Below are 8,224 nucleotides of genomic sequence, written 5' to 3'. Positions count from 1 at the left end.
GTGACCGAAGAGCAGGAACGCGAAGGTCTGGACATCAGCTCGCACGGCGAAACCGCCTACAACCGCTGATCACAGAGTCTCCCCGCGGCGCGACGACCTGACTGCAAGGAACGATCCCGCGCCGTTTTTCCCGAGTGTCTCCTTTGGATGTTCAAACCCGCGCGCCGCAAGGCCCGCGGGTTTTTTTTGGTGAATGGATCACTGACAAACCCGCCTCCGGTGGCCAGCATGCAGCGCCACCACCATCACATTCAGGAGGAAACCATGTCCATTCAACGCTGCCGTGTGCCGGCCGTCTGGCTTGCGGGCATCGCCTGCGCCCTGGGGCTGGGCAGCGCGCTGGCGGCCGCGCCCAAGGCCAGCCCGACCCGGCTGCCGGGCAAGGTCAGCTTCATCGACGCCCCCTCCAGCGAGAGTCCCGAGGCCCGCGCCCGACGGCTGAAACGCGAATGCAAGGGCCGACCCAACGCCGGCATGTGCCTCGGACACACGCGCTGAGCTGCGGCGCTGGCCGACCGCGATTGCAGCGACGCGTGCAAAAAATTCAAAGGCCTTGAACGGTGCCGCCGCTACCATGGCGGCCATGAGTCCCAGCCCCACCGACCTCCCCCGCCAGCTGATCGACCAGGTGCGCGCCGCGACGGCCGCGCGCCAACCGCTGCGCATCACCGGCGGCGACACCAAGGCCTTTCACGGCGAGCCCGTGAGCGGCGAGGCGCTGTCTACCCGCGGGTGGGCCGGCATCGTCAGCCACGAACCCAGCGAGCTGGTGGTCACCGTGCGCGCCGGCACGCCACTGGCCGAGCTGGACGCGGCCCTGGCCGGGCAGGGCCAGTGCCTGCCGTTCGAACCCCCGCACTTCGGTCCCGCGTCCACCATCGGCGGCGTGGTTGCGGCCGGGCTGGCCGGGCCGGCGCGGGCCGCGGCGGGCGGCGTGCGCGACTACGTGCTGGGCCTGCAGTTCATCAACGGCCGGGGCGAGTGGCTCACCTTCGGCGGTCAGGTCATGAAGAACGTGGCGGGCTACGACGTGAGCCGCGCCATGGCCGGCGCCATGGGTACGCTCGGCGTCATCACCGACATCAGCCTCAAGGTGCTGCCGGTGGCACCGGCCGAGGCCACGCTGGTGTTCTCCTTGAGCCAGCACGACGCGCTGGAGCAGCTGCACCGCTGGGGCGGCCAGCCGCTGCCGATCAATGCCAGTTGCTGGGTGAAAGATCACACCGCGCCCGACGCGCCCGAGCTGCTGTTCCTGCGCCTGCGCGGGGCGGTGGCGGCGGTCGAGTCGGCCTGCGAACGCCTGGGCCGTGAAGCCGGCGGCGCCCGCATGGACAACGCCCAGGCCGGGCCCGACTGGGCCGACTGCCGCGACCAGCGCCTGCCGTTTTTCAACGCGCCGTCGGCGGACCTCTGCCTGTGGCGGCTCTCGGTGCCGCAGACCGCGCCCGTGTTGAAGCTGCCCTACGCGCAGCTGATCGAGTGGCAGGGCGCGCAGCGCTGGCTCTGGGCGCCCGCCTCGGCGGCCACCGAGATCCGCCGCGCTGCCGCGGCGGTGAACGGCCACGCCACGCTGTTCCGCGCCGGGGCCGACGGTGCGCCCGGCGTGCCGCGCTTCGACCGCCAGTCCGAGGTGATCGACACCATCACCCGACGCCTGCGCGCCGAGTTCGACCCGGCAGGCATCTTCAACCCCGGCCGGATGGGCTGACCACCATGCAAACCCAGCTCGCCCCCGAATACAAGAACACCCTCGACGGCCAGGCAGCCGAAGCCATCCTGCGCAAGTGCGTGCACTGCGGTTTCTGCACCGCCACCTGCCCGACCTACCAGCTGCTGGGCGACGAGCTGGACGGCCCGCGCGGGCGCATCTACCTGATGAAGCAGGTGCTCGAAGGCGCCGAGCCCACGCGCAAGACGCAGCTGCACCTGGACCGCTGCCTGACCTGCCGCAACTGCGAAAGCACCTGCCCGAGCGGCGTGGACTACGGCCACCTGATCGACATCGGCCGCAAGATCGTGGACGCGAAAGTGCCGCGCCCGGCGGGTGAAAAGGCGGTGCGCTGGCTGCTGAAAGAGGGCCTGACCTCGCCGGCATTCGGCCCCGCGATGAAACTGGGCCAGCTGGTGCGCGGGCTGCTGCCGGCTTCGCTGAAAAACAAGGTGCCGGCGAAGCAAAACGCCGGCACCTGGCCCACGCGGACCCACGCGCGCAAGGTGCTGATGCTCGCCGGCTGCGTGCAGCCGGCGATGATGCCCAACATCAATTTCGCCACCGCGCGCGTGCTCGACGCCGCCGGCATCCAGACCGTGATCGCGCCCGAGGCCGGCTGTTGTGGTGCGGTGAAGTTCCACCTGAACGACCAGGAAGGCGGCATGGCGCAGATGCGCGCCAACATCGACGCCTGGTGGCCGCTGCTGGAGCAGGGGGTGGAGGCCATCGTGATGAACGCCTCCGGCTGCGGGGTGACGGTGCGGGATTACGGCCACATCCTGGCCGACGACCCGACCCACGCGCACAAGGCCGCACGGGTGAGCCTGCTGACCCGCGACCTGAGCGAGCTGCTGCCCGAACTGGTGCCACTGCTGAAGCCCCAGCTGACCCGGCAACCCGACGCGAAGCAGGTGATCGGCTTTCACCCCCCCTGCACGCTGCAGCACGGCCAGCAGCTCAAGGGCGGCGTGGAGCAGCACCTGTCGGCCATGGGCTTCACGGTGATGGTGGCGAAGAACGAGGCGCACCTGTGTTGCGGCTCGGCCGGCACCTATTCGGTGCTCAATCCCGGGCTGTCGTACCAGCTGCGCGACCGCAAGCTTGGCCACCTGAGCGAGCTGAAACCCGACGTGATCACCAGCGCCAACATCGGCTGCATCACCCACCTGCAGAGCGGCACCCCCACGCCGGTGCGGCACTGGGTGGAGCTGCTGGATGAGGCGTTGAGCTGACACCGGCGGGCATTTCCGCACAGGCAGCGGCCAGGCCGGCACCGGTCCGCCACGGCGATACAAATAAGTAACGCTTTTGTCGTCGGACAGCGATAAGCTGGGGCCGCGGTGCCATCAGCGTCTGGCGCCGTGCTTTGTGTTCACGACGCCATTGGAGATTTGACATGGGTTTCTTCAGCAACATCCTGGAAAAGTTGGGTATGAAAGAGGCCGCTGCTGCGCCCGTCATCACACCGCCCCCCGCGGCTGCACCGGCGCCCGCCGCAGCACCCGCCCCGGTGGCGGCCGCCCCGGCCGAGCCCGTGGTCAATTCCATCACCATGGTGGACGTGGTCGCGCTGCTGACGGAGAAGGCCGCCAACCACCCGGAGAAGCTCAACTGGAAGACCTCCATCGTCGATCTGCTCAAGCTGCTGGGCCTGGACAGCAGCCTGGCCGCGCGCAAGGAACTGGCCAAGGAGCTGTACTGCCCCGACGACAAGATGGCCGACTCCGCCCAGATGAACATGTGGCTGCACAAGAACGTGTTGGCCCACATCGCGGCCAACGGCGGCAACATCCCGGAAGAGCTGCTCTGAGCGCCTGAGCGGTTTCGGATGATCCCGGCGCTTGCCACCCTGCTCGTGTTCCAGCTGATCGGCGAGGCGCTGGTGCGCGCGCTGGCCGCGCCGGTGCCGGGCCCGGTGGTGGGCATGGCCTTGCTGCTGCTCGCGCTGGTGCTTCGGCCTTCGCTGCTCGGCGCCATCAAGCCCACCACGCAGACGCTGTTGCAACACCTCTCGCTGCTCTTCGTGCCCGCCGGCGTGGGCGTGATGCTGCACCTGCAGCGCCTGGGCGACGAGGCGCTGGCCATTGGCGTGGCGCTGGTGGCCAGCACGCTCGTGGGCCTGGCCAGCGCGGCGCTCACCATGGCCTGGCTGATGAAGCGCGTGGGGCCGCCCGCCGCCAACGACACACCGTGAACGAAGGCCTGCCCCTCGCTGGCGTGGCGGCCGACCGCCTGGCCGATGTCTGGGTCTACCTCTCCGCCTCGCCGCTGCTGGGGCTCACGGTCACGCTGCTGGTCTACCACGGCGCGTTTGTGACCTACCGCAGGAGCGGCTTCCACCCGCTGGCCAACCCGGTGGCCCTGTCGGTCATCGTGCTCGGCGCGCTGCTCTGGGCCACGGGCACGCCCTACGCCACCTACTTCGAAGGCGCCCAGTTCGTGCACTTCCTGCTCGGGCCGGCCACGGTGGCGCTGTCGGTGCCGCTGTTCGAACAGCTCGCGCGCCTGAAGCGCCTGTGGTTTCCCATGGCCGCCGCGCTGGTGGTGGGCACGCTGGCGGCCACCGTCACGGCCATCGGCGTGGGCTGGGCGCTGGGCGCGTCCAGGGCCACCATCGCCTCGCTCGCGCCCAAGTCGGTCACGGCGCCCGTGGCCATGGGCATTGCCGAAAAGATCGGTGGCCTGCCCACGCTCACCGCGGTGCTCGTGGTGTGCACCGGCATCCTGGGCGCGGCGAGCGCGCGCCACCTGTTTGACGCGCTGCGCATCACCGACCCGACGGTGCGCGGCTTCGCGCTCGGCACGGCGGCGCACGGCATCGGCACCGCGCGCGCCTTCCTGGTGAGCGAGGAAATGGGCGCCTTCGCCGGACTGGCCATGGGGCTCACGGCGCTGTTCAGCGCGGTGGCGCTGCCGCTGGTGGCGGGCTGGCTGCTGCGCTGGATCTAGCGAGAAACGCCCCCCGCGCCGCTTCGCGTGTCTTGCAGGCCGCGGCATCGTCGGAGCCGATGCCTCTTCGTCCCGTCCAAGCCTGCGCAGGCAGGCTTGGAGCCGCGGTCCTCAGCCCCCCTCAAGGGGGGCGGCACTGGCCGTCCGGCAAAGCCGGCCCGGCGGTGCCTCTGGGTGGCGTTGTTTCATGCGTCGCGGGTGGCGCTCCGGCGCCGTGGACAGCTGACATGACTTTGGGAAAGGGCATGACAGGCTGCTGACACCGCGCTGTCAGCAGGGGGTCCGCAGAATCCGCAGCCTGTTCCATCAACCCCGAGATACCACATGGCCCACACCCTGAACTGGTTTGAAATTCCCGTCGCCGACATGGACCGCGCCATGCGCTTTTACGCCGCGCTCACGGGCCGGGCCCTGCGCCGCGAAGGCTACGGCGGCCCTGGCGAAGCGATGGCGGTGTTCACCGGCAGCGAGGACCACGAGGTCGGTGGCGCCCTGCTGCAGAGCCCGCAGTGCCAGCCCGCCGCACAGGGCACGCTGATCTACCTGAACGCCGGCCCCAGTCTGGACGCATGGCTCGCGCGCGTGGTGCCCGCCGGCGGGCAGGTCGTGGTGCCGCGCACGGCCTTGCCCGAGGGCATGGGCTTCTTCGCCCACATCGTCGACAGCGAAGGCAACCGCGTCGGTCTGCACGCGCTGGCATGAGCGCCCCCGCGCCACGCCACTGGATCGCGGTCGCCAGCGCCGAACACGCGCTGCGAGGGCGCGACCACGTCCCCGTGGGGTTCATGCAGGTCTGCCACGGCAAAAGCGCGCCGCTCCAGCGCCTGCGCGCCGGCGATGTGGTGGCCTATTACGCACCCGCCCAGACCATGGGCGGCAAAGACCGGCTGCAAAATTTCGTGAGCCTCGGTGTGGTGCAGGCGGGCGAGCCCTACGCGGTCGACATGGGCGGCGGTTTCGTGCCGCACCGCCGCGACGTGCGCTATGTGAGCGCGCAACCCGCGCCCATCGCGCCCTTGCTCGACGAGTTCGACTTCGTCGAAGACCGGCAGCGCTGGGGCCACAAGTTCCGCTTCGGCCTGTTCGAGGTGTCTTCGGACGACATGCGGCGGATCGCGCGGGCCATGCGCGCGGATCTGGCGTCCCTGGGTCTGGCGCAGGCTGGGGCGACCGCACAATAGGCGCAACGCCACCCCCGGAGCCCCCATGTCCCTTGCCGTCCATCCCCTGCGCTGTCGCTGCGGCGCGCTGCAAGGCCACGTCGAATTGAACGGCCGCAGCAACCGCATGGTGTGCTACTGCCAGGACTGTCAGGCCTTTGCGCGGTTTCTGGGGCCGGCACACCAGGTGCTCGACGCGCAAGGCGGTTCGGACATCGTGCAACTCGCGCCGCACCGCATCAAGATCACCCAGGGCGCGTCGCACCTGGCGGTGATGCGCCTGTCCAGCAAGGGCATGTTGCGCTGGTACGCCGCGTGTTGCCGCACCCCGGTGGGCAACACCCTGAGCAGCCGCAACATGCCCTTCACCGGGCTGCTGGTGCAGTGCCTCGACACCGCGCCGGTGGAGGCCGCGTTCGGCCCCGTGCAGGGGAGCGTCAACACCGCGAGCGCGATCGGCGAACCCAGGCCGCGGGCCTTCGGCATGGCTGGCTCGTTGCTGCGCATCCTGGCGATGGTGGCGGGCAGCCGCCTGTCGGGGCGCTACAAAGACACGCCGTTCTTCACCGCCTCCGGCACGCCGGTGGCCGTGCCCACGGTGCTGTCTGCCGAGGAGCGCGCGCGCCTGCGGCCCACGCCGGGCGTGGACTGACCCCATGCGCCGCGCCGACCGGCTCTTTGCCCTGGTGCAGCTGATCCGCGGCCGGCGCCTGTCCACGGCGGCCTGGCTGGCGGGGCGGCTGGAGGTCTCGCCGCGCACCGTGTACCGCGACGTGGCCGACCTGCAGGCGCAGGGCGTGCCCATCGAGGGCGAGGCCGGCGTGGGCTACCGGTTGGGCACAGGATTCGACCTGCCGCCGCTCATGTTCACCGCCGACGAAGCGCGCGCGCTGGCCGTGGCCACGCGCATCGCGCAGCGATGGCTGGACCCGGCGCTGGCGCGGGCCGCGGGCGACGCCATGTCGCGCGTGATGTCGGTGCTGCCCGCCGCCGTGCGCAACGAGGTGGACCGCATGCCCATGCTCGTGCCGCCCGTGGGGCTGCCGCCGGGGGTGGGCGGTTTGCTGCAGCGCCTGCGCGAGGCCACCCAGCGCCGCACGGTGCTGGAGATCGAGTACCGCGACGCCAGCGAACAGCGCAGCACCCGCACCGTGCGGCCGCTGGGCTGCTTTTTCTGGGGCAAGGTCTGGACGCTGGCGGCCTGGTGCGAGCGCCGGCAGGACTTCCGCAGCTTCCGTGTGGACCGCATCGAGACGCTGACGGCGCTGGACCTGCGCTTCGCCGACGAGCCGGGCAAGACGCTCGCCGATCTGCTGCGCCGTGAAACGGACGGTGCCGTGTCGGCGCGCTGACGGCGCTGGATCGGTGCTGTTCCGCTCTCTGCGTCAGCGACCGGCCGTCAGGTGGTCGTGCGCGGCGACCTCAGGCGCCGCTCCAGATCCGGGGCTTCGTGAGGTCACCGTTTCTGCATCGCTGACCGCGAAGACTTCGCGCGCTGCTGCCAGCCCGTTCAGGGCCGCTGGGAAGCCCGCGTAGACGGCCATCTGCATGATCACCTCGACGATTTCCGCTTGCGTGACCCCAACGTTCAGCGCCGCCTGCAAATGCACCTTGAGCTGGGGCGTGGCGTTGCCCATCGCGGTCAGCGCCGCCACCACCGCAATCTCGCGGCTGCGCAGGTCCAGACCAGGGCGGGAGTAGATGTCGCCGAAGGGGAACTCGATCAGGTATCGGGCGAAGTCGGGCGCGATGTCGGCGAGGCTGGCAATGACGCGTTCACCGGCCTGTCCGTCGATTTCGCGCAGCTTGGCGAGGCCCTGGAGGTAGCGTGGATGGGTTTCGGGGGACATGGGGACTTCCTTGGTGGGGTGACGTTGGGGCGCGGCAAAGGGAAGCCTCCAGATCCTGGTAATGCCCGATCTTGGCCTGCAGTGCCTCGGCAGCGTGCTGCATGGCGGTGATCGATGCGAGCACCTGCGCGAGGTGCTGCTCCAGCATGCTGCGCCGTTCGGCGGCGGTGGTGTTCCCTTCGCTGCGCAGCCGCGCGAACACCTGCATCTGCCCGATGGGCATGTGGGTCTCGCGCAAGCGCAGCAGGAATCCGATCCATTCCATGTCCGAAGCCGCATAGCGGCGCTGGCCGCCAGGCGCACGTGCCACGGGCGCGATCAGAGCGGCGCGCTCGTAGTAGCGCAGCGTGTGCGCGGTCAGGCCCGTGCGTTCAGCGACTTCGGCAATGGTCAGGTGGGATGCCATGGGAAGGATTCTGAAAGTTGGAGTGCGCTCGAAGTCAAGCGCCACAGAGCGGGCGTGCCGGGAACCCCGCGCAGACGAGTTCGCGCAGTGCCGCTAGCTGTGAAGCTTCAATAGGTTGTATCCGGTGTTCATCCGGATTGGGTTTGAG

General features: G+C 70.0%; 12 protein-coding genes. 10 read left to right on the top strand and 2 right to left on the bottom strand.

What is annotated here, in order from left to right:
* Positions 1-264: 264 nt before the first annotated feature.
* The 10 genes from IV088_RS25915 (at position 265) to IV088_RS25870 (ending at position 7,172) form a co-directional block, all read left to right on the top strand.
* Positions 265-498 (top strand): hypothetical protein, encoded by a 234-nt coding sequence (locus tag IV088_RS25915; protein ID WP_291107950.1) that lies wholly within the window; start codon positions 265-267, stop codon positions 496-498.
* 85 nt (positions 499-583) lie between these two features.
* Positions 584-1,708 (top strand): glycolate oxidase subunit GlcE, encoded by a 1,125-nt coding sequence (glcE, locus tag IV088_RS25910; protein ID WP_291107947.1) that lies wholly within the window; start codon positions 584-586, stop codon positions 1,706-1,708.
* Between the two features lie 5 nt (positions 1,709-1,713).
* Positions 1,714-2,943 (top strand): glycolate oxidase subunit GlcF, encoded by a 1,230-nt coding sequence (gene glcF / locus IV088_RS25905; RefSeq protein WP_291107944.1) that lies wholly within the window; start codon positions 1,714-1,716, stop codon positions 2,941-2,943.
* Positions 2,944-3,107: 164 nt separating this feature from the next.
* Complete coding sequence (locus IV088_RS25900) at positions 3,108-3,521, top strand: DUF3597 domain-containing protein (protein ID WP_236962758.1); 414 nt, start codon at positions 3,108-3,110, stop codon at positions 3,519-3,521.
* Between the two features lie 18 nt (positions 3,522-3,539).
* Complete coding sequence (locus IV088_RS25895; RefSeq protein WP_291107939.1) at positions 3,540-3,905, top strand: CidA/LrgA family protein; 366 nt, start codon at positions 3,540-3,542, stop codon at positions 3,903-3,905.
* A 23-nt stretch (positions 3,906-3,928) separates the two neighbouring features.
* Positions 3,929-4,660, top strand: coding sequence for an LrgB family protein (locus tag IV088_RS25890; protein WP_291107952.1), 732 nt, complete (start codon positions 3,929-3,931; stop codon positions 4,658-4,660).
* A 324-nt stretch (positions 4,661-4,984) separates the two neighbouring features.
* Positions 4,985-5,362: a VOC family protein gene (locus IV088_RS25885; RefSeq protein ID WP_291107936.1), complete on the top strand. Its 378-nt coding sequence runs from the start codon at positions 4,985-4,987 to the stop codon at positions 5,360-5,362.
* The gene (locus IV088_RS25880; RefSeq protein ID WP_291107932.1) at positions 5,359-5,841 is read left to right on the top strand and encodes an EVE domain-containing protein; all 483 of its coding nucleotides are present in this window, start codon (positions 5,359-5,361) and stop codon (positions 5,839-5,841) included. The genes IV088_RS25885 and IV088_RS25880 overlap by 4 nt, the downstream gene beginning before the upstream one ends.
* 25 nt (positions 5,842-5,866) lie before the next feature.
* Positions 5,867-6,472: a DUF6151 family protein gene (locus tag IV088_RS25875; RefSeq protein WP_291107929.1), complete on the top strand. Its 606-nt coding sequence runs from the start codon at positions 5,867-5,869 to the stop codon at positions 6,470-6,472.
* A 4-nt stretch (positions 6,473-6,476) separates the two neighbouring features.
* Positions 6,477-7,172, top strand: coding sequence for a YafY family protein (locus tag IV088_RS25870; protein WP_291107927.1), 696 nt, complete (start codon positions 6,477-6,479; stop codon positions 7,170-7,172).
* 33 nt (positions 7,173-7,205) lie between these two features.
* Here IV088_RS25870 and IV088_RS25865 read toward each other — a convergent pair whose 3' ends face one another.
* Complete coding sequence (locus IV088_RS25865) at positions 7,206-7,670, bottom strand: carboxymuconolactone decarboxylase family protein (RefSeq protein ID WP_291107925.1); 465 nt, start codon at positions 7,668-7,670, stop codon at positions 7,206-7,208.
* Positions 7,597-8,076 carry a MerR family transcriptional regulator gene (locus IV088_RS25860; protein ID WP_291107922.1) on the bottom strand — a complete coding sequence of 160 codons (480 nt, stop codon included), beginning with the start codon at positions 8,074-8,076 and terminating at the stop codon, positions 7,597-7,599. Before IV088_RS25860 ends, IV088_RS25865 begins: the two co-directional genes overlap by 74 nt.
* Between the last annotated feature and the right edge of the window lie 148 nt (positions 8,077-8,224).

It is taken from the genome of Hydrogenophaga sp., assembly GCF_018780075.1.
Taxonomy (GTDB): Bacteria; Pseudomonadota; Gammaproteobacteria; order Burkholderiales; family Burkholderiaceae_C; genus Hydrogenophaga.
Note: the sequence above shows the minus strand (reverse complement) of the source record. Positions and strands in the feature narration are given on the sequence as shown.

Excerpts from the sequence above, each read along its gene's own strand:
- IV088_RS25915 (WP_291107950.1), top strand. The coding sequence starts at position 265 with ATGTCCATTCAACGCTGCCGTGTGCCGGCCGTCTGGCTTGCGGGCATC.
- glcE (WP_291107947.1), top strand. The coding sequence starts at position 584 with ATGAGTCCCAGCCCCACCGACCTCCCCCGCCAGCTGATCGACCAGGTG.
- glcF (WP_291107944.1), top strand. The coding sequence starts at position 1,714 with ATGCAAACCCAGCTCGCCCCCGAATACAAGAACACCCTCGACGGCCAG.
- IV088_RS25900 (WP_236962758.1), top strand. The coding sequence starts at position 3,108 with ATGGGTTTCTTCAGCAACATCCTGGAAAAGTTGGGTATGAAAGAGGCC.
- IV088_RS25895 (WP_291107939.1), top strand. The coding sequence starts at position 3,540 with ATGATCCCGGCGCTTGCCACCCTGCTCGTGTTCCAGCTGATCGGCGAG.
- IV088_RS25885 (WP_291107936.1), top strand. The coding sequence starts at position 4,985 with ATGGCCCACACCCTGAACTGGTTTGAAATTCCCGTCGCCGACATGGAC.
- IV088_RS25880 (WP_291107932.1), top strand. The coding sequence starts at position 5,359 with ATGAGCGCCCCCGCGCCACGCCACTGGATCGCGGTCGCCAGCGCCGAA.
- IV088_RS25875 (WP_291107929.1), top strand. The coding sequence starts at position 5,867 with ATGTCCCTTGCCGTCCATCCCCTGCGCTGTCGCTGCGGCGCGCTGCAA.
- IV088_RS25870 (WP_291107927.1), top strand. The coding sequence starts at position 6,477 with ATGCGCCGCGCCGACCGGCTCTTTGCCCTGGTGCAGCTGATCCGCGGC.
- IV088_RS25865 (WP_291107925.1), bottom strand. The coding sequence starts at position 7,670 with ATGTCCCCCGAAACCCATCCACGCTACCTCCAGGGCCTCGCCAAGCTG.
- IV088_RS25860 (WP_291107922.1), bottom strand. The coding sequence starts at position 8,076 with ATGGCATCCCACCTGACCATTGCCGAAGTCGCTGAACGCACGGGCCTG.